Origin of the sequence: Pseudoflavonifractor sp. MSJ-30 (assembly GCF_018918045.1) — a bacterium.
Taxonomy (GTDB): Bacteria; Bacillota; Clostridia; order Oscillospirales; family Oscillospiraceae; genus Faecousia.
Map to the genome: position 1 here is coordinate 67919 of NZ_JAHLPU010000022.1, position 17663 is coordinate 85581.

General features: G+C 51.3%; 21 protein-coding genes, 1 tRNA gene and 1 pseudogene. 8 read left to right on the forward strand and 15 right to left on the reverse strand.

What is annotated here, in order from left to right:
* Positions 1-64: 64 nt before the first annotated feature.
* Positions 65-502 carry a MerR family transcriptional regulator gene (locus KQI10_RS03395; protein WP_216566001.1) on the reverse strand — a complete coding sequence of 146 codons (438 nt, stop codon included), beginning with the start codon at positions 500-502 and terminating at the stop codon, positions 65-67.
* Between the two features lie 106 nt (positions 503-608).
* Here KQI10_RS03395 and KQI10_RS03400 point away from each other — a divergent pair, with 106 nt between their 5' ends.
* The 3 genes and pseudogenes from KQI10_RS03400 to KQI10_RS03410 form a co-directional block, all read left to right on the forward strand.
* On the forward strand, positions 609-1148 hold the full coding sequence (locus KQI10_RS03400) for a flavodoxin family protein (RefSeq protein WP_216566002.1): 540 nt from the start codon (positions 609-611) through the stop codon (positions 1146-1148).
* Positions 1149-1151: 3 nt separating this feature from the next.
* The gene (locus tag KQI10_RS03405) at positions 1152-1916 is read left to right on the forward strand and encodes a carboxymuconolactone decarboxylase family protein (protein WP_216566003.1); all 765 of its coding nucleotides are present in this window, start codon (positions 1152-1154) and stop codon (positions 1914-1916) included.
* 48 nt (positions 1917-1964) lie between these two features.
* A pseudogene (locus KQI10_RS03410) lies at positions 1965-2492 on the forward strand (alpha/beta hydrolase); the annotation flags it as partial.
* Between the two features lie 51 nt (positions 2493-2543).
* Here KQI10_RS03410 and KQI10_RS03415 read toward each other — a convergent pair.
* Together KQI10_RS03415 and KQI10_RS03420 are read right to left on the reverse strand one after the other, a co-directional pair.
* On the reverse strand, positions 2544-2846 hold the full coding sequence (locus KQI10_RS03415) for a type II toxin-antitoxin system RelE/ParE family toxin (RefSeq protein WP_216566004.1): 303 nt from the start codon (positions 2844-2846) through the stop codon (positions 2544-2546).
* The gene (locus KQI10_RS03420) at positions 2833-3105 is read right to left on the reverse strand and encodes a type II toxin-antitoxin system Phd/YefM family antitoxin (RefSeq protein ID WP_216566005.1); all 273 of its coding nucleotides are present in this window, start codon (positions 3103-3105) and stop codon (positions 2833-2835) included. Before KQI10_RS03420 ends, KQI10_RS03415 begins: the two co-directional genes overlap by 14 nt.
* 278 nt (positions 3106-3383) lie before the next feature.
* Between KQI10_RS03420 and KQI10_RS03425 the strand changes: the two genes are divergently transcribed.
* The 4 genes from KQI10_RS03425 (at position 3384) to KQI10_RS03440 (ending at position 6714) form a co-directional block, all read left to right on the forward strand.
* On the forward strand, positions 3384-3956 hold the full coding sequence (locus tag KQI10_RS03425) for a DNA-3-methyladenine glycosylase I (protein WP_371818347.1): 573 nt from the start codon (positions 3384-3386) through the stop codon (positions 3954-3956).
* A gap of 298 nt (positions 3957-4254) precedes the next feature.
* Positions 4255-4869 carry a class I SAM-dependent methyltransferase gene (locus KQI10_RS03430; RefSeq protein ID WP_216566006.1) on the forward strand — a complete coding sequence of 205 codons (615 nt, stop codon included), beginning with the start codon at positions 4255-4257 and terminating at the stop codon, positions 4867-4869.
* A gap of 211 nt (positions 4870-5080) precedes the next feature.
* Complete coding sequence (locus KQI10_RS03435; RefSeq protein WP_371818348.1) at positions 5081-5404, forward strand: helix-turn-helix transcriptional regulator; 324 nt, start codon at positions 5081-5083, stop codon at positions 5402-5404.
* Between the two features lie 56 nt (positions 5405-5460).
* A complete protein-coding gene (locus KQI10_RS03440) occupies positions 5461-6714 on the forward strand; it encodes an erythromycin esterase family protein (RefSeq protein ID WP_216566008.1) in 1254 nt (417 codons plus the stop codon).
* A 306-nt stretch (positions 6715-7020) separates the two neighbouring features.
* On the opposite strand, the gene KQI10_RS03445 is transcribed toward KQI10_RS03440, so the two are convergent.
* The gene (locus tag KQI10_RS03445; RefSeq protein WP_253285103.1) at positions 7021-8403 is read right to left on the reverse strand and encodes an exopolysaccharide biosynthesis polyprenyl glycosylphosphotransferase; all 1383 of its coding nucleotides are present in this window, start codon (positions 8401-8403) and stop codon (positions 7021-7023) included.
* Between the two features lie 187 nt (positions 8404-8590).
* Between KQI10_RS03445 and KQI10_RS03450 the strand changes: the two genes are divergently transcribed.
* Positions 8591-9184 carry a VanZ family protein gene (locus tag KQI10_RS03450; protein ID WP_216566009.1) on the forward strand — a complete coding sequence of 198 codons (594 nt, stop codon included), beginning with the start codon at positions 8591-8593 and terminating at the stop codon, positions 9182-9184.
* 56 nt (positions 9185-9240) lie between these two features.
* On the opposite strand, the gene KQI10_RS03455 is transcribed toward KQI10_RS03450, so the two are convergent.
* The 11 genes from KQI10_RS03455 to KQI10_RS03505 form a co-directional block, all read right to left on the reverse strand.
* On the reverse strand, positions 9241-10434 hold the full coding sequence (locus tag KQI10_RS03455; protein WP_216566010.1) for a pyridoxal phosphate-dependent aminotransferase: 1194 nt from the start codon (positions 10432-10434) through the stop codon (positions 9241-9243).
* On the reverse strand, positions 10370-10639 hold the full coding sequence (locus KQI10_RS03460; RefSeq protein WP_216566011.1) for a hypothetical protein: 270 nt from the start codon (positions 10637-10639) through the stop codon (positions 10370-10372). Before KQI10_RS03460 ends, KQI10_RS03455 begins: the two co-directional genes overlap by 65 nt.
* A gap of 271 nt (positions 10640-10910) precedes the next feature.
* Entirely contained in the window at positions 10911-11624 is a 714-nt protein-coding gene (locus KQI10_RS03465; RefSeq protein WP_216566012.1) for an imm11 family protein, read from the reverse strand.
* Positions 11625-11777: 153 nt separating this feature from the next.
* On the reverse strand, positions 11778-12416 hold the full coding sequence (locus KQI10_RS03470; protein WP_216566013.1) for a helix-turn-helix transcriptional regulator: 639 nt from the start codon (positions 12414-12416) through the stop codon (positions 11778-11780).
* Positions 12382-13074, reverse strand: coding sequence for a DUF3990 domain-containing protein (locus tag KQI10_RS03475; RefSeq protein ID WP_216566014.1), 693 nt, complete (start codon positions 13072-13074; stop codon positions 12382-12384). The genes KQI10_RS03470 and KQI10_RS03475 overlap by 35 nt, the downstream gene beginning before the upstream one ends.
* Positions 13075-13386: 312 nt before the next feature.
* Positions 13387-13473: transfer RNA gene (locus KQI10_RS03480), tRNA-Leu, on the reverse strand.
* Between the two features lie 49 nt (positions 13474-13522).
* Positions 13523-14098: a 5'-deoxynucleotidase gene (gene yfbR, locus KQI10_RS03485; protein ID WP_216566015.1), complete on the reverse strand. Its 576-nt coding sequence runs from the start codon at positions 14096-14098 to the stop codon at positions 13523-13525.
* Complete coding sequence (locus tag KQI10_RS03490; RefSeq protein ID WP_216566016.1) at positions 14088-14717, reverse strand: HAD family hydrolase; 630 nt, start codon at positions 14715-14717, stop codon at positions 14088-14090. The genes yfbR and KQI10_RS03490 overlap by 11 nt, the downstream gene beginning before the upstream one ends.
* Entirely contained in the window at positions 14714-15700 is a 987-nt protein-coding gene (locus KQI10_RS03495; RefSeq protein WP_216566017.1) for an ATP-binding protein, read from the reverse strand. Before KQI10_RS03495 ends, KQI10_RS03490 begins: the two co-directional genes overlap by 4 nt.
* Before the next feature lie 3 nt (positions 15701-15703).
* Positions 15704-16582, reverse strand: a complete 879-nt coding sequence (locus KQI10_RS03500; RefSeq protein ID WP_216566018.1) for a DnaD domain protein — start codon at positions 16580-16582, stop codon at positions 15704-15706.
* A gap of 184 nt (positions 16583-16766) precedes the next feature.
* Positions 16767-17594: a mechanosensitive ion channel family protein gene (locus tag KQI10_RS03505; protein WP_216566019.1), complete on the reverse strand. Its 828-nt coding sequence runs from the start codon at positions 17592-17594 to the stop codon at positions 16767-16769.
* Positions 17595-17663: the final 69 nt, after the last annotated feature.

Here is a 17663-nt window from a genome sequence, read left to right on the forward strand (position 1 = left end):
CCCACTGTGCTGGATTCAAATGCACTTAGAATGCGGTGCTCACTGAACATAGGCACAGCCCGGCTTAGCCATGCGCGTTTTCATACGCTCTTTGGATTTCCTTCGGCAGGTGGTCGGGAATCAGTTCCTTTAGTCTGTCTTCACTGCCGTCCTTGATTGCCTGCTCATAATACCAACATTTGAATTTCAGCATATCCAGCGCCCGATTCATGTGCGCGATCTCCGCTTCCATGTGGGCTTTCCGCTCCTCAAACATGGCCCTGCGTTGGGGATAAGTGGATGGGCCTTCAGCGCACCAATCCATGAACTGCCGGATGTCCTTGATCTCCATACCAGCCTTTTTCAAACACTCAATCACTCGGAGCGCCTCGATCTCCTGCTCACTGAATCTGCGAATACCAGATGAGCGTTCCATGTTCGGAAAAAGCCCCTGCTTGTCATAATAGCGCAGCGTGGAGATGGGCATTCCGAACATCTCCGCCACTTGTCCGATCGAATACATAAAAATTCCTCCGAAAATTTTCAAAAATTATCTTGACCTAAAGTCAGGTTTAGGTGCTACTATGAGAATAACACAAAGAATATAAAAATGCAAGGAGTGTTCTACGATGAATAGAAAAGTACTAATCATTTCCTCAAGTCCCCGTAAGGGCGGCAACTCCGAAACACTGGCGGCAGCGTTTGCCAAGGGCACACGGGAGGCGGGCCATCAGGTAGAAACTGTGTATCTGCGAGAAAAGCAGGTTGGCTTCTGCAAAGGCTGTCTTGCCTGCCTGAAGTTGGGGCACTGCGTCATCCAAGACGATGCCGTAGAAATTGCCGCCAAAATGCATGATGCCAATGTGCTGGTGTTCGCAACACCCGTCTACTATTACTGCGTCAGCGGTCAGCTCAAGACTATGCTGGATCGTGCCAACCCATTGTTCGATACGGACTACGCCTTTACGAAAGCCTACTTGCTGGCAACAGCGGCAGAGGACGCACCGGAAACCTTTGCGGGCACAGAGAAGGCCGTGCAGGGCTGGGTAGACTGCTTCCCTCGCTGTGCACTGGCTGGCACAGTGTTTGCAGGCGGCGTAAACGGCGTGGGAGAGATCGCAGGGCATATTGCGCTGGAGCAGGCCTATCAGATGGGCAAGGAGGTGTGAGCCATGGCAGTTAAACAAACGGCAGGCAGAGAGGCTCTGGGGGAATTCGCTCCCAAATTTGCGGAATTGAATGATGATGTGCTGTTTGGGCAGGTGTGGAGCCGGGAAGACAATCTTTCCCTGCGGGACCGCAGCATTGTAACAGTGGTAGCGCTGATGGCGCAGGGACTGACGGATTCGTCCTTTCAGTACCATCTAACCACTGCAAAGAACAACGGCGTGACCAAAATGGAAATTGCGGAGATCCTGACCCACGCGGCATTTTATGCGGGCTGGCCCAAGGCATGGACGGCCTTCCGTATGGCAAAGGAGGTATGGGCAGAGAACGATACCGCCGACGCAAAGGCCAAGCATCAGAATGAAATGGTCTTTCCCATCGGCGCACCCAATAACGCTTTTGCGAAATATTTTATCGGGCAAAGCTATCTCGCGCCTCTTTCTACGCAGCAGGTTGGCATTTACAATGTGACCTTTGAACCTGGCTGCCGCAACAACTGGCACATTCATCATGCGAAAAACGGCGGCGGACAGATTCTCGTCTGCGTAGCCGGACGAGGTTACTATCAGGAATGGGGCAAACCGGCACAGGAGCTTCGCCCCGGCGATGTGGTAAATATTCCTGTGGGCGTAAAGCACTGGCACGGCGCAGCGCCGGATAGCTGGTTCTCTCATCTGGCAGTAGAGGTTCCGGGGGACGAAACCTCCAATGAATGGTTGGAAGCCGTGGACAACACAACATATTTTAAGGCAACAGGCAAGGAGGTCTGAATATGAAAAAACTGAATATGACATAGGAATGAGACAAGGTGTTCCCGAAAAGCGACCGCTGCTATGACCATGTACGATATGACCCGTGTAACTGCCAACGGATATTTTGATGCTGAGGATTCTGAGCAGGCACGTTTTGAAAAGAGAAAGGCGTTGAATGCACAGCGTACGGAAGATTACAGGAGTGGTACTTATGCATTGGCAGGCGGTGTGGTCGATCCGCTGCCGGAGGATGCGCCTCAGTTTGTGAAGGACTATTACGCCTACTACAAAACGCCACGTGGCTACCATCCCCGCAGCCTGAACTCCAACGGCGGTTGGAATGTGACATCCTCGCTGTCGTTCCTGAATATGCCAATTTTGCAATACAGCTGCGAAATCCGCTCCGCCGTACTACTGGTACACGGAGAGAAAGCGCACTCCCGCTATTTCAGTGAGACAGCTTACAGCAAGCTGACCGGGGACAACAAGGAATTGCTCATTATCCCCGGTGCAAACCACACCGACCTCTACGATCAGATGGACGTCATTCCGTTTGAAAAGCTGAAAGTGTTTTTTGAGAAATATCTGAAATGAGACATTCCTTATCATATAAAAACGGAGTGGGCATTTTCGCCCACTCCGAAATCATAGCAGCTGTTTATAGTCTCTTTTGGCGTACAGAATTCTCCGAATCTGAACAACGGGACCGACGATCACATAAAAAACCAGGTAATTTCCTACTATGAGGTAGCGGTAGCCCTTGGCGGCCAACGCCAGGTCTCTGGGGCGGGGGCAGCGTTCCGGCATAGTGGACAGGCTGGCAATTTCACTGACAAGTCTATCATAAAAGTTCAGGGCCGCTTCTTTGGAAAGGGTATTGAGATAGTCGATCACATCAATAAGGTCCTGCTGCGCAGTTGGGAAAATGCGAACATCATACCGTTCCATGGATACGCTCCCGCATCTGCTTGGCAACCGTCATAAAATCCTCCCCGACTGCACCGTAGGAAATCTCTGCTTCCGCAACTGCTAACTTGCCATACAAGTCGATCAGTGCCATTTGATGTTCATATTCTTCGATGTTCATAACAACCATATCACCAGTGCCGTTTCGTGTGATATAAACAGGCTCCCTGCTTTGGCGGCAGAAATCCGAAATATCATTGGCACTGTTTCTCAAATCAGAAATGGGGCGGATACTTGGCATTGTCATCACTCCTTTGCGTTTTTAGTATAGCAAGATTATGAGTAAATATCAATGCCTATTTTGCTATTTTCTGCAAGAATCTTGTGACAGGCTGATAACCTGGGCTATTCCTGCTCCATAATCTTACAGTGGCCACTGGTATATTGTACAGAAACAGCAGCCTCAAATAGGCCAAAACAACGAATACGATCCGGACTCTATGATTATGATTGCTTGCCTGATATAATGGTGCTAAGCTAAAGATATGAAAACTTGGTTTATAGGATAAAGGAGCTGAGATGCAGATGGAATGGTCAGACGGAAAGAAACGCTGCTGTTGGGCAAACCCCAAAAATGAACGGTACATCCGTTACCATGATGAAGAATGGGGCGTTCCTGTTTACGATGATGGGAAGCTGTTTGAAATGCTGGTGCTGGAATGCTTTCAGGCCGGGCTGTCCTGGGAGTGTGTTCTGAACAAGCGGGAGGCGTTTCGGGCAGCCTTCGATGGGTTTGATTTGGAGGCGGTCTGCGCATACGGGGAGGACAAGGTGGAAGCCCTGATTCATGACCCCGGAATCATCCGGAACCGACTGAAAATACAGGCGGCTGTTACCAATGCCCGGGCGTTTCGTGAAATACGGGGGGAATATGGCAGCTTTGCCGGGTATCTCTGGCACTGGACTGCCGGAAAAGTGGTCTGCGAAAGTGGGCTGACACATTCGGAGCTTTCAGACCGGATTTCAAAGGACCTGAAGAAACGGGGCATGAAATTTGTTGGGACGACGGTGATCTACGCATATTTGCAGGCAGTCGGCGTGATCTATTCTCACGATGAGGGCTGTTTTTTAGAACGCAAGACGGTGGTATAGAGAGGTGCATGGAAATAAATGGGCAGCTGCATTCAGCATGCAGAAATACGCACCGCGCCTTGCCGTCGACGTCCGATTTCGGGCAACGGAATACCCTATGCGGATGATACGCCAGAGCCTTGGATAGAATGGAAATCTTGACATCTGCCGGAGATGGTCTGTCATCAAAACAGGCGGGCCCACCAATGCAAGAAGATGAACTTTTGAAACTGGCAGGGCGTTTCGGATTTTCTCATTTTGAGATGGTATAATTTGGCGAAGATTGAGAAGCAATTCGGGACTTGAGGAGGAAGCAAGGATGCTCAACAACAAAGAGTTCGACCTTTGGGCGGATGGTTATGACAAGACTGTCGGCATTTCTGATGAGGAAAACACATACCCTTTTGCTGGTTATAAAAAGGTGCTTGGGTTCATTTTTCAGATCATCATGGAAGCCCCCAATGCCGTTGTGCTGGATATTGGATTCGGAACAGGCACATTAACGACAAAACCATACGAGCGAGGCTGCACCGTTTATGGGCAGGATTTTTCATCAAGAATGATTGCGTTGGCATCTGAGAAAATGCCAGATGCGCATTTATATCAGGGAGACTTTACAAAAGGGCTTGTTAACCCCCTGCGCAGCGTTCGTTATGATTATATTGTTGCGACGTACTCGCTGCATCATTTGACGGATGCGCAAAAGAGCGGCTTCCTGTCAGACTTGCGTAACTGCTTAAAGGAAAACGGTAAAATTATAATCGGCGATGTGGCCTTTGAAACACGAAAGGATTTAGAACAGTGTAAACGGAAGACAGGAGACACATGGGATGAGGATGAAATCTACTTTGTCGTGGAGGAACTGAGGAAAGACTTTCCGGGCCTTTCCTTTACGCAAATGTCCGATTGCGCGGGTGTCCTGATTTTGGACTGATAACTTCTAAATGAATCAAATAAATCAAGGTTTGTTAATTTACATATATGCCTTTTACATAAAAAAGTGTTATTTTAGTTCCGCAACCGTTCGCAACCAAAGAAATATCGTGATAGTTGGTGGTAGCAACCATGAAATTTCGCTATCATGAAGTCACGAAAAGAGGTGATTATAAGTGAAATACGATTTTTTAGGAGTTGTTGTTTTTGGTATTGTACTGCTAATCGGGGTGGCGGTGATAGCGGCATTTATCACTGTGGGAATTTTCCTCATAAGAGCATTGAGTAGATATATCAAATCAGGCAATGTCAGAAGAGAAAAGTCCAGCATCAAGAAATCTCTCGGTGAGGTTTTGAAACAGCATCGTGAAGAGTGCAAGATGACGCAGGAGTTTGTTGCAGAATCTATCGGCGTAAGCAGGCAGGCTGTCTCTAAATGGGAGACTGGCGCATCTGACCCAAGCACTTCCAATCTGCTTACACTTGCAAAATTGTTCAACACTACGGCAGAAGAACTATTACGTGAAGTACAATAAGCGTGGAAAACGGATGTAAGACAACTGATTCATTATAAAGGAAAAGGCTATCAGATATGAAGAATAAAAAGACAAGAAGATTTAAGATAAGATATATCGTTTTTGGATTATTAGGTATTATGGCTTTAGCGGCACTTGTATTTATGCGTTTTGGAGGTTTTGGCACAGGAGAAAATGTGAATCCGGAAGATTTTTTAGCTTATGCTGAACCCGTGGAAAATATAACCGTGCCTGAAAGTGCAAAAATAATTGCATTGGGAGAAGCTACTCACGGAAATGCAGAATTTCAGCAGTTGAAGCTGGAAGTGTTCAAGCAGATGGTAAAAAATAATGGTGTTAGGGCGTTTGCCCTTGAAGGTGACTACGGCGGTTGCGAGCAGGTAAACCGATATATACACGGCGGTGAGGGGACAGCACAGGAAGCAGCCGCAGCGATTGGATTTTCCATTTATAGAACGGAAGAGATAACAGAACTTATCTCCTATATGCGCCAGTACAATGAAAGTGCATTGGAAGGCGAAGACCTTCGCTTTTACGGTTTTGATATGCAGAGGATTTCTTACAGCATGAGGTTTTTGAAAGAAACCTGCAAAGAACTGGAAGTGGACACAACAAACTTGCAGAAACTTGTGGAAGGCGAAAACTGGAGCAGTGAATGCGATTTATCTACTCGAATTGAAACCCTTACACAAGTGAAGAAAGAATTGGAAAGCAAGAACGGTTCGGAAAATGCAATTCACTTTGTAGATATTTTAATGCAGCATTCCGAGCTTCAAACTCTGACAAATGATGATGGTGCTACATTAAGAGATCAATTTATGGCAGAAAATGTACAGTGGATTTTACAGCAGGAGCAGCGAAATGGGCATGAAAAAATCTTTGTGACAGGTCACAACAGCCATGTCGCAAAATGGGGCAGTTTTGACTCGATGGGTAAACTTCTTTCCAAGGACGCAGCAAACGGTTACTATGTCATTGGTACCGATTTTTATAAAACCCATTGCAATATGCCGACCTGTTCGCCTGAAAAGCGTACAATTCAGGTGTTTTATTCCCATGACCCTTTAGCAAAGGCAGCAAAACTGGCGGGATTTGATATTTGTTGGTTGGATTTTACTAAAGTCCCCGAAAATTCTGAACTGGGTAGGCAGGCTTCTGAATACACCTATATGGGAACACTTGGAGAAAGCTACTCAATCATTATGCGGCTTCTTCCTCCAAGTTATCGAATGTTTCAACCTCCTGCGGAGCTTTATGATAGTATGATATTTGTAACGGATGCGAACCCTACAAAAATATTAGAAGAATAACGTATGCAAAACTTCCAGTTTGTCAATCTGAATACAAAACTTGAATACTGAAAACCAGACCGTTGACTTGCCGCAATGAGCGAGAAGCTGACGGTCTGTTTTATTCCCAAAATCAAAAAAGAAGGTCACGCTGTAAATCAAATATCCACCATAACGCCCAAGATAAATGGATGTTATGGTGGATATTTTTCTTTGAACGTCATATTTGGCGTTTTTCCCCGTGATTATAAAGTTGTGGTATGATGAAAATAGAAGACAGTAACAGATGTCAATAAAGTTTGGCAGCAAGCACCGGCGGCTGTTCGTTTACTTTTCTTCGTTTCTGGACGCAGTCGTCTGGGACTGGGCTACGCCCTCGGTGCTTTCCGGCTGGAACAGGATCTTCACCGTGGCAAAAATAATCTTCAGATCCGTTACGATGCCCATGGAGCCGATATACTGCAGGTCCATCTGCAGCTTATTGTAGGGCGTTGTATTGTACTTGCCATAGACCTGGGCCATGCCCGTCAGGCCTGCCTTTGCCTGAAGCCGCAGCGCAAATTCCGGCATTTCCCTTTCGTACTGGGCAGCAATCTCCGGTCGCTCCGGTCGGGGGCCGACGATGCTCATGGCTCCGGACAGGATGCAGAACAGCTGCGGAATCTCGTCAATGCGTACCATGCGGATGATTTTCCCCACAGGGGTTATCCGGTCATCGTTTTCCCTGGCAAGCCGGGCCACGCCATCCTTCTCCGCGTCCACCCGCATGCTGCGGAATTTATAGAGGTTGAATTCTTTCCGATCCTTGGTCAGCCGTACCTGCTTATAGAGGATGGGGCCACCATCGTAGAGCTTGATGGCAACAGCCGTCACCAGCATGAACGGACTGAACACCACCAGAGCCAGCAGGCTCAGAACAATATCCATAATCCGTTTCACAGCCAGATACCAGATGGCCGGGCTGGAACGCTGGCACAGCAGCACGGGCAGATTATCCAGCTGCAGCTGTTTGGCGCCCTTGATGAGGAAGTCGCCGATATTGGGCCGGACATAGGCCTCGATACCGTTGTCGATGCAGTACTTCACCAGATCGTTACGGATACTGGAGGGCACGCCGCAGAGCATGATTGCTCTGGCCTTCGTCTCCCGCAGCCTGGCCCGGATAACATGCTTCCCGGATTCAGCAGAAATCGAATCCAACAGCATAAAACTGCTGGGCAGACTTTTCAGAATGGCTTCGCCATCCTCCCGGGCGTCCCGGTTGTCGTAGATCAGCACCGTAGGCCGGGGCCGCAGCAGTTTCAGCGTCAGCTTCTTGGCGCACAGGGCCCACAGAAAGGCGGCAACAGCCGCGCAGAGCATCATCAGCAGCATTGGGACAACATTGGGCATGGCCCGGATCAGCAGTGCTGTCACGAAGTACATCATGCCGCAGCTGAGCACCAGTGCCACCAGATGGGAATAGGACAGCTCCTCCACAGAATGGAACATCACATCAAAGCCGCCGTAAAGTCGGGCAAAAATAAAATAAAGCAGCCCGAACAGGCCTATCACGCCGATATCACCTTTGGCAAAAAAGGTATAGATATACATCTGGTTCCGGTAATACCGGTACCACAAAACGCCAAACAGCAGCGTATTCACTGCCAGCAGCACCAGGCCAAAGAGGAAAAGCATAGCCTGACGCTTTTGTTGGCTGTTGTATTTCATAATTCCCACCTCATTGCATCATTTCAATCCACGGCCCATTATAGCAATGATTCCCCATAAAAGCAAGCAAAGCTTACCTTTTCGTCAGCACCATTGCTTTTTCCTGAAGATTCCTTTAAGATTTTTGAAAGTGTGTTCCATTTCCTGGAAAAATGTGGTAAACTCAGTCCAGAAGGAGGCTGTAATAATGCTTGGTTTTATGCTTCAGGAAGCGCTTGTGAATATTCCGATTGCCGGGCTGGGGCTGCTGCTGTTCCGTCTGTGCGCAGGCGTCTGGCGTAAGCTGTATACAGGCAATTGGGCGGTTCCATGCCTGCTGGCGGTTTACCTGTGCCTTATGTATGCCGTTACCGGAATCCCCAGTATCCACTACTGCGTCTTCTACCCGCAGATCAATCTGATCCCCTTCTCCGATTTTGGAGAAAAAAGATTTTTTATGCTTTCCTCGCTGAACATCCTCATGACCGTACCTCTGGGCGTGCTGCTGCCCCTTTGCTGGCAGCAATATCAGCGGTTTCCCCGGACTCTGGCGGCGGGATTTCTGACCTCCCTCGCCATTGAGCTTTCCCAGATGTTCTGCTTCCGGGCTACGGACATTGACGATCTCATTCTCAACACGCTGGGCACAGCAGCAGGCTTCTTCCTCGGCAAGCTGATCTTGGGCCGGTTCTGGAAGCACACGAAAACCGGCAAAAACGGCTATCTCGTCCTGAGTCTGATTCTGGTCCTCCTCTGCTTCTTCCTGCGGCAGGAGCTGTATAATCTGGCGGCGGGGCTATAAATACGAAAAAGGACCGGTGTACCGCAATTCGCGGCACACCGGATTTTTCCATAGTTTTACCCGTTCAGTCCGTACTCCGCAGCAAGCTCCCGGAAGCGGGGCAGGCTGCGGCGGATGGTGTCCGGGGAGACGCAGTAGGCAATGCGGACATAGCCCGGCATGGCGAAGGTGGATCCTGCCACAAGGATCAGGTTGTGGGCCTTGGCCCGTGCCACAAACGCCTGCTCGTCAGGTTCAGGGGATTTTACGAACAGATAGAACGTCCCCTCCGGCTTGACGCATTCAAACCCCAGTTCCGTCAGGCCGCCCCAGAGCAGCTTCCGGTTGTTGTCATAGAAGGCCACATCACATTTTTCGTCCAGGCACCGGGCGACGGCCTTCTGCAAAAGACTGGGGGCATTGACATAGCCGCAGATCCGGTTGGAAACCGAAATCGCATTCGCCATCTCCTGCCACTGCTCCATTTCCGGAGAGATGACCAGATAGCCGATCCGTTCGCCGGGGATGGACAGGGTCTTGGAGAAGGAATAGGCCACAAAGGTGTTGGCATAGAACTTCGTCACATAGGGGATATCTACGCCGTCATAGGCCAGCTCCCGGTAGGGTTCGTCGGAGATCAGATAGATCTCATGGCCGTACTCCTTCTGCTTCTCCTTCAGGATCCCGGCGATGCTCGTCAGAGTCTCCGCGCTGTAGGCTACGCCGGAGGGGTTTACAGGGTTGTTGATGATGACCGCCTTGGTCCTCGGCCCCACCTTGCGCCCAAAGTCCTCCAGATCCGGCTGGAAGCTGGGCAGCCGGGGAGCAACCTCCACGATCTCCCCGCGCCAGTTGGCCACATAGTTGCGGTATTCTCCAAAATAGGGCCGGAAGGCGACTACCTGATCCCCGATATCCAGAATTGCCCGGAGGACGATATTGATAGCGCCGGCGGCGCCCACAGTCATAACAATGTTCTCACCCGTAAGCCCCAGATCAAACCGGCGGTTCAGGCTGTCCGCTACCGCCTTGCGGACCTCCGGGTAACCGGCGTTGTTCATATATCCGTGCAGCGCCAGAGAATCCTCACTGCGGATAACATCCATCAGGGCATCCGTAAAGGCCTGGGGCACAGGGGCAACCGGATTGCCCAGAGAAAAATCAAAGACATTCTCCGCCCCGACCTTCTCTGCCAACTTCTGCCCCTCAATAAACATTTTCCGGATGGCCGAGGAGTTTTTCAGCGTTTCCCGCATTTGTTCTGACAGCATTTTCTTCAACCCGCTTTCGCTTTTTTCCCATTTTATCACACGCAGGCGGCAAAATCAATCTGTATTGCTTCTGCCGGATCACATACAGGATGCCCAGACGCTCCCCCATGGAAGTCCTTGTCATCAGTGTCGCGCTCACCCCTGCAATGACGATGGCCACGATGATAAGGACCATGATCAGATTCGCGTTTTTTCTCTTCTTCATAGCGATCCCTTTCCACCCATGTATTTGGATTTATTGTACACGTCTGATGGAAAAATTGCAAGGGACGCAATAAATAAACAAATCCGCAGCTGTTTTCTGTGTTCTTTGCCAAAGCAGGCTGCCCCTCCAGGCTGTGAAACCGGCCCTGAATTGTTTTGCCGCACCGGCATTTTGAGCCCCGTAGGCAGCAAAAATCCCCCACCTCAAAATGTGGGGCGAGGGATCTCAATTGGGTATGTTTTTTATCTTTTGCCGTATTCCACGCCGGCACTCAGTTACTCACCATATCATCCTCATCATTGTCGTCCTCAATTCCATCCAGAAAGTATTTCGCTTCCTTTGTTCCGTACTTTGCCGCGGGCCGGAAATGCAAATTCGTCAACCCATTTTCCCGGCAGACATCCACAAAGCGCTTAGAAAGGAAGGTTGTCGTACCCAATTCATAAGTAAAGAAAATATCATAGCCTTCATATTTCTCCGTATGAAATTCCAGATGCCGAAGAAAATCATAGGTGCCCGGCACCGGACGGCACAGCGGACAAACCTTAGAATAGGGGTCTCCTTCCCGACAATTCCCATAGGCAATCGACGATTTCGCATGATCGATTGTCATTTTGCTTCGTTCCAAATCAATGTAGTAATACTTAGGAATAGGGACTTCCTTCTTCCCCTTTCGCTGGAAGCGGACATGCTCGATTTCCTGCACATCTTTGATGCCGGTAAGTCCTTCCTGCCGAATTACTGCCAAAGCCCGTTCTGAAATCAGGAAGTCTGCCTTACTGCTGAAAGAATACAAGAAGTCTGGGACTCTGCGGTTGGTAAGCACCACCTCACGGGGCCGCATCCAAAGGCTGCCTGAAACCCTCTTTCCGCACAAAGGGCATACGTCTGCTTTGCTATCATCGTACTCTACGTTATCTATCAAAGCTGCCTCGGCATATTTTGTTTTCCATGAATATGTTGCAATATACAATTCCGGCCCCATAGGTAATCCCCCTGCTTTTGTCAATAAGAGAATTCGAGTTTGTTTTCATCTATTTGTTTCAACATAACGCTTTGCGAGGTAAGAAATATGCAGTTCCGGTTCTATTCTAGCTATACCTGCCCATCGATTTCGTGATGATTTTACTGCTTATACCTATTTCTCAATCAAATCTTCCATAGTGCATCCCAACACCTTCGACAAAGACAGCAGGGTTTCTGCGCTGGCTTTGTTGATGTCCTTATTTCGCTGTTCGTACATCTGAATGGAGCGAAGACTCACACCGGAGCGCTTTGCAAGCTCCGCTTGGGTACAGCCGTAGTTTAATCGAATTCGCTTCAAATTGGTATCTGAAAAGACTTCCCTCAATCTGGCATCCATAATGTCCACGAACTTGCTGATGTCTGCCTCATGGAGTGTCGTATACAGTTCCTGAAGCTCTTCAAAGGAAACTGCTTTGAAAATTTCGCTGTATTTTCTGTCAGACCACCATTGATAATAGGCGGTTGCCCAACCGATCCAGTATTCTCTCGACCTGCCAAAATGCTCGGAGGACGCTGCCTTTGGGGCTTTCCCGGTGGTTTCTGACAAAACATCCACAGCAAGCTCAATGCCGCTTTTCCCGGCCAGGCAGTCCGGTTCCCCGTTCTCCATCCGCCGACTGATGGTACTTGCCGCAAACAGCTTCACGAATTGCTCGCCGGGAATCCTGCAATCATGGATGGCATAGTCGAAGGCCTCCCCAAGGGCTGCCTGGGCATTACTCAGATAGATTTCTTGGTATGCGTGGGTCATCGTTTTGAATGCCTCCTCTCATAATATCCTGGATGTACAGCCCATCGTCCTCTTGTTCCAACATTTTCAGGTACATCCTGTTTGCGTCATCATCCCGTGCCTTCCGTATGGAAAAGTATTTCTCCTTTTGCGCAATATCAAACCCCGCATAGTGGAGCTGGGAAAACGCGAACTTGGACTTGACTGCAATCTGCTCTCCCAGCTTTCCCAGACGCATGGCCTGGGCCAATTGCTGCACCGTAATTCCATTGTTCAGGAAAGATTCGGCATAGTCAAAGTAGGAGTCATCTGCCCGGTAGCCGGTGATGAGGTCGAAGGCATTCACATTTACGCTGAAATGATCGATGAGATATCGCTTCGCCCGTCTGGCCACCGGCGTTTTGATGGCGAACAGGCGGTGTTCCACCAGAACTGCAATCCAGTTCAGGATTGTATAGTCGGGACTGTTGAGATTCAGAATATTCATGTATTCCGTGTCCAGTGTATAGCGATTGGCAAAGCCGCTTCGCAGAGAGGATACAGCCCACTCCTTTGCCAGTTCTTCATTTTCCGTGCAGTAAAAGCCTAGACCAAAATCGTTGTTCGCTTTTCCTTTCCCAAAAGTCGGTTCTTCTATGATCTGTTCCGAGCCATGATACAAGGTTACAAAATGTTCCACTGTCTGTTTTCCCCCCTGATGGATTTTCTTTCATTGTATCACTTTGGCGATACTCAATCAAGTAAGATTTAACGATTCTATGTCGGTGATACCAAAAATTGCGCACCCGCAAGGGGTGCGCTCGCTCGTGCGAATCACTTCTGAAATTCGTCCACACCCCACAAGGGGGTGCGTCCGAATATCAGCGGGAATCTACCCACTTATCTTAAAACAGTCCACCGGACTGTTTTTACGCTGGCTTTGCCAGCGCCGCCCTTTCGATTCCCGTCGGTGATACCAAAAATTGCGCACCCGCAAGGGGTGCGCAATTTTTGGTGCCGCCAACGGGAATCGAACCCGTACGGTTTTGAGGCCGAGGGATTTTAAGTCCCTTGTGTCTACCAGTTCCACCATGGCGGCCTGTCTGTGGCTGTTATCATAGCACAGAATCCCCCCGCCGTCAAGGATTTTACAACTGGTCCAGGTTCCTTGTGAACGGTTCCAGACAGTTTTCCAGAAACCAGCGGACCTCTTCCCTGCCTGTATCTTCCAGAGCCGCCAGGGTCTGAGCGGAGGCTGTGGCAAATTCCTGATTTCCGGCCTTCAGCTCCTCCAGACATTTGATATGGGCGGAAAGCTTGTCCGCCGCCTTAACGATTGGATTCAAGTCCTGGTCGTTTTCCAGAACGTAGCTTTCATAGCTCCCCCGCAGCTCCTGGGGCAGCATATCCAGCAGCCGCTCCCCCGCTACATGCTCAACGACCTTATAGGCATTCCGGATCTCCGGATTGTAGTATTTGATGGGCGTTGGCATATCCCCGGTCAGAATCTCAGAGGCATCGTGATACAGCGCCGCCACGGCGCATCTGTCCGGATCCGGGCCGGGCAGATGCAGGATATCCCGGCGGATCAGGGCCAGAGCGTGGGCCAAAACCGCCACCTGATGGCTGTGTTCCTGGATATTCTCCGAAAAGCTGTTGCGCATGAGGCCCCAGCGGGTAATATAGCGCATTCTGCCGAGAAGGGCATAAAATTCATTTGCCACAGGCCATCTCCTCCAGCATGGGGACCAGCCGATCCACCGTCTCGCAGTACCGGCTCCCGCCGATCTGCTCCCGGTCCCGGAATCCCCAGAGAACGCTGAGGCAGGGAACCCCGGCATTTTTTGCCGTCAGCACGTCCACCTCGCTGTCCCCCACATAGACGCAGTCCGTCACGCCGATGGCCTCCATGGCCTTGCGCACCATGGCAGGGTCCGGCTTTCTGGGGCAGCCCGCCGTCTCGCCCAGTGCGAAAATGCCCGGGAAATAGTGGGCACACAGGGGCTTTACCGCCGCATCCGGCTTATTGGACACAATGGCAATGGGGTATTTCTTCCTTAGCTCTGCCAGCGCTTCCAGAACGCCCGGATAGGGCGCCGTTTTGATCCGGCAGTGGGCCGGATAATAGGCCTGAAAGGCTTTCAGCACCGGTGCCGGATCCCGGCCCGCGGGAACCGCCTGGGCAATGAGATTTGCCGCTCCGTTGCCCACGAAGCGCCGGACCTCTTCCAGTGTTCTCCGGGGATAGCCGAAGGAAGCCAGCGCATGATTGGTCCCGTCCGCCAGATCCTCCAGCGTATTCAGCAGCGTTCCATCCAGGTCAAAAAGGAAGCCGATGCTCATAACATGCCTCCGTTTTTCAAAAGGCGGATGTCGTCACCGATAAAAGGCACCCGCTTGAAGCTGCCCCGGAGCCGGGACGCAATCTGGGGGGTGTAGCGCTTGGCGATATCCTCCGTGGTCAGGTTGGTGGAAATAATGGTGGGCTTGCTCAGCAGCAGCCGGTCGTTGACAATGCCGTAAAGGGCCACATTGGTGAACTGGCCGGGCATTTCAGTGCCCAGATCGTCCAGAATCAGCAAATCGCACTGAGTATAGCTCTCTGTCTCCAGACGGGCCTGCTCGTCATTTCCGAATTTCGCCCGCTCCATTTTCGTAAACAGATGGCCCGCGGTCTCATAGGCCACACTGTAGCCCCGGTCCGCCACAGTCCGCGCAATGCAGGCGGAAAGAAAGGTCTTTCCTAACCCGGGATTTCCGGAAAGCAGCAGGTTTTCCGATTTATCCGAGAAAAAAACAGCGTAATTCTTGCACTCCCGCAGATTCTTTTCCATGACCGTCCGGGGGCTGACACCGTAGTTGGGGTCCACCCGGTCGGAATACACATCCAACCGGAAATGGCTGAAGCTCTCCCGGCTGCCGGAGAGGATGGAGACTTCCTTCTTCTGCTCCTGACGGCACAGCTCCCGCAAACATTCGCACATATTCGCGCCCACATAGCCGGTGCCGCCGCACTTTTCGCAGATGGGTGTCTCGTCAAGGAAGCCCACCTCAAAGTTCTCCTCCACCAGCCGTGCCCGCTCCCGCTGCAGGGCGAGATTTCTGTCCCGCACCGCCTCCAGCTCTTTCTTTCCGTCCGTTCCCGCCTGGAATGCCGCCATGGCAGCCTGGGCCATGGTCATACGCAGCTCCCGGTCGATTTCCCGAATCCTGGGTACCCGCTCGTAGGCCTCCGCCAGGTGCTGCCGATCCTCCGATGCCCGGTCTTCCCGGGCCTGAGCCAGGCGGTCTCTTGCCCGGCGCACCACTTCCGCACTGTATCCCATGGCTTAACCCTCCTGAAACATCCGCTTGATGGCCGCCGCCTCGTCCGCGTCCAAGGGACGGCGTTCGGCCTTGACATCCGTCTTTTTGTCGCCCGCCTGGACCGCGTGAGCCGTATGGAGCCCCTGACCGTGCCAGCGTTGCAAAATCTTATTCATATACGCCCAGTTCAGTCCGCCGGTATTCAGGCAGGTGCGCTCATAGGCCATGGAAATGGTCTCGTTGTCAAAGCCCATCTCCAGCCAGCTCTGGGCATAGCGCTCCTCTGCCGGGGTCAGATTCCTGCCCCGGATCTGCAGCGCCTGCATGAGCTTGGACAGCCGGGAGGCCCGGACATTCTGAGCCTGTATAAAAGCGGACGCCTCTTCAATGGAATCGATACCCCGCTCCGCCCAAGCGTAAGCCTCTTTTTCGATGGTCCGCAGGCTGGGATTCCGTGAGGAACCCCGCTGCCTGGCACGGTCCTTGCAGTAGCAGATCAGCATCTGGATCACCTCGGCAGGCAGATTCAGGTACCGCACAAATCCCAGCAGAATTTTCAGTTCCTCCGTGTTCAGACTCCGGCCCAGCAGCCGCTGGACCTCGCCATAGAGGGCACGGAAGGAATTGTCGGAATCCATAGCAGACAGCACATCCCGCTCGGTATAGTCCGGCCGCTCCCCGGGGGCCACCCGCACGGGCCGCTCCTCCGGCCACAGACCCATCTGCCGCAGAGTCGCCGCGGCGCAGGACACCCGTCCGGTGCTCAGGGAGAGCTCCTGCTCCGCCCGGGCCGGATCATTGCCGGCCTGCACATATAAGTAAAGCAGCGCCGCCTCGGGACTTGCCGCCCCCAGAATCTTGCGCATATCATTTTGCGAAACAGAAATTGCATCCGCGATCATTGTTTTTCCCTCGAATTCTTGTCATGTAGCACCATTATACAAAGGTAAGGGCAAATTGTCAAAAGCTATCTTTTTCCACGGAAAAAGCAGAGGCGGAGCGGCCTCTGCTTTTTGAAAACTGTCTGATAAATCTGGAGCTGAGACATCTGCTTCCCCAAACAGGAGGGTTTTCCCGAAATGTGCCTCAGACCTTACGTCTCTCCAGATACTCCTTATCAAAGTGCACATTCAGGTGCGGGTATGTCATGGGGATGCCCTGTTCATCGAAAATATTCTTGACGCGCTGATTGACCTTGTAGTACACGTCCCAATAGTCCTCCGTCTTTGTCCAGAAGCGAAGCACATAGTTGATGGCGTTGTCCCCGTAGCTGTCCACCGCGGCAAAGGGGGCGGGCTCCAACAGAGCGTTGTCCACTGTGGCTGCCAGGGCCAGGGCATCGATGACCTTCTGGGTGGGGGCGTCGTAGCCCGCGGAAACCTTGATTTCCGCCCGGCGGGTATCGTTGGCGGAATAGTTCACCACCTCAGAGGCCAGCACCGTACTGTTGGGGATGCAGATCACCTTGTTGTCCGGGGTCACAAGTCGGGTATAGCTCATATCGATCTGAGTCACGGTGCCGGACTGGCCGCCGATATCCACATAGTCGCCGGAGTGGAAGGGATGGGTCGTCAGCAGGGTGAATCCGCCCAGAACGTTGGTCAGTATGTTTTGCAGGGCCAGGGATACAGCCAGGGTAAGCACACTGGCCAGCGCTACCACGCCGGTAACGTTAATGCCGATGCTGGTAGCCAGACTCAGTCCCAGCATTAAGTAAAGGCCAACCTTGGCCAGGGACAGAATCAGGCTATAGGCCGCCTTTTCCAGCTTGGATTTTTCCAGAGCCCGGGTCAGCAGCCGCATGACAGCCTTGATGATCAGAAGGCCCACAACCAATGTAATAACCGCAGTAAGCAGCTTGTCCACCAGGCCTTCTGCCAGCCATTTTTTTACAAGGGTATTCAAAGATTCCATGGTTTTTCTCCTCCTTTTTATCCGCATTATAGCCTGTTTTATTTTTCAAATCAAGCGTTTTCGCCGCAC

Excerpts from the sequence above, each read along its gene's own strand:
- KQI10_RS03455 (WP_216566010.1), bottom strand. The coding sequence starts at position 10,434 with ATGCTGTCAGAACAAATGCGGGAAACGCTGAAAAACTCCTCGGCCATC.
- KQI10_RS03500 (WP_216566018.1), bottom strand. The coding sequence starts at position 16,582 with ATGATCGCGGATGCAATTTCTGTTTCGCAAAATGATATGCGCAAGATT.
- KQI10_RS03465 (WP_216566012.1), bottom strand. The coding sequence starts at position 11,624 with ATGGGGCCGGAATTGTATATTGCAACATATTCATGGAAAACAAAATAT.
- KQI10_RS03405 (WP_216566003.1), top strand. The coding sequence starts at position 1,152 with ATGGCAGTTAAACAAACGGCAGGCAGAGAGGCTCTGGGGGAATTCGCT.
- KQI10_RS03505 (WP_216566019.1), bottom strand. The coding sequence starts at position 17,594 with ATGGAATCTTTGAATACCCTTGTAAAAAAATGGCTGGCAGAAGGCCTG.
- KQI10_RS03395 (WP_216566001.1), bottom strand. The coding sequence starts at position 502 with ATGTATTCGATCGGACAAGTGGCGGAGATGTTCGGAATGCCCATCTCC.
- KQI10_RS03420 (WP_216566005.1), bottom strand. The coding sequence starts at position 3,105 with ATGCCAAGTATCCGCCCCATTTCTGATTTGAGAAACAGTGCCAATGAT.
- KQI10_RS03495 (WP_216566017.1), bottom strand. The coding sequence starts at position 15,700 with ATGGGATACAGTGCGGAAGTGGTGCGCCGGGCAAGAGACCGCCTGGCT.
- KQI10_RS03425 (WP_371818347.1), top strand. The coding sequence starts at position 3,384 with ATGCAGATGGAATGGTCAGACGGAAAGAAACGCTGCTGTTGGGCAAAC.
- KQI10_RS03470 (WP_216566013.1), bottom strand. The coding sequence starts at position 12,416 with ATGACCCACGCATACCAAGAAATCTATCTGAGTAATGCCCAGGCAGCC.
- KQI10_RS03460 (WP_216566011.1), bottom strand. The coding sequence starts at position 10,639 with ATGAAGAAGAGAAAAAACGCGAATCTGATCATGGTCCTTATCATCGTG.
- KQI10_RS03450 (WP_216566009.1), top strand. The coding sequence starts at position 8,591 with ATGCTTGGTTTTATGCTTCAGGAAGCGCTTGTGAATATTCCGATTGCC.
- KQI10_RS03430 (WP_216566006.1), top strand. The coding sequence starts at position 4,255 with ATGCTCAACAACAAAGAGTTCGACCTTTGGGCGGATGGTTATGACAAG.
- KQI10_RS03445 (WP_253285103.1), bottom strand. The coding sequence starts at position 8,403 with ATGAAATACAACAGCCAACAAAAGCGTCAGGCTATGCTTTTCCTCTTT.
- KQI10_RS03490 (WP_216566016.1), bottom strand. The coding sequence starts at position 14,717 with ATGAGCATCGGCTTCCTTTTTGACCTGGATGGAACGCTGCTGAATACG.
- KQI10_RS03400 (WP_216566002.1), top strand. The coding sequence starts at position 609 with ATGAATAGAAAAGTACTAATCATTTCCTCAAGTCCCCGTAAGGGCGGC.
- KQI10_RS03415 (WP_216566004.1), bottom strand. The coding sequence starts at position 2,846 with ATGGAACGGTATGATGTTCGCATTTTCCCAACTGCGCAGCAGGACCTT.
- KQI10_RS03440 (WP_216566008.1), top strand. The coding sequence starts at position 5,461 with ATGAAGAATAAAAAGACAAGAAGATTTAAGATAAGATATATCGTTTTT.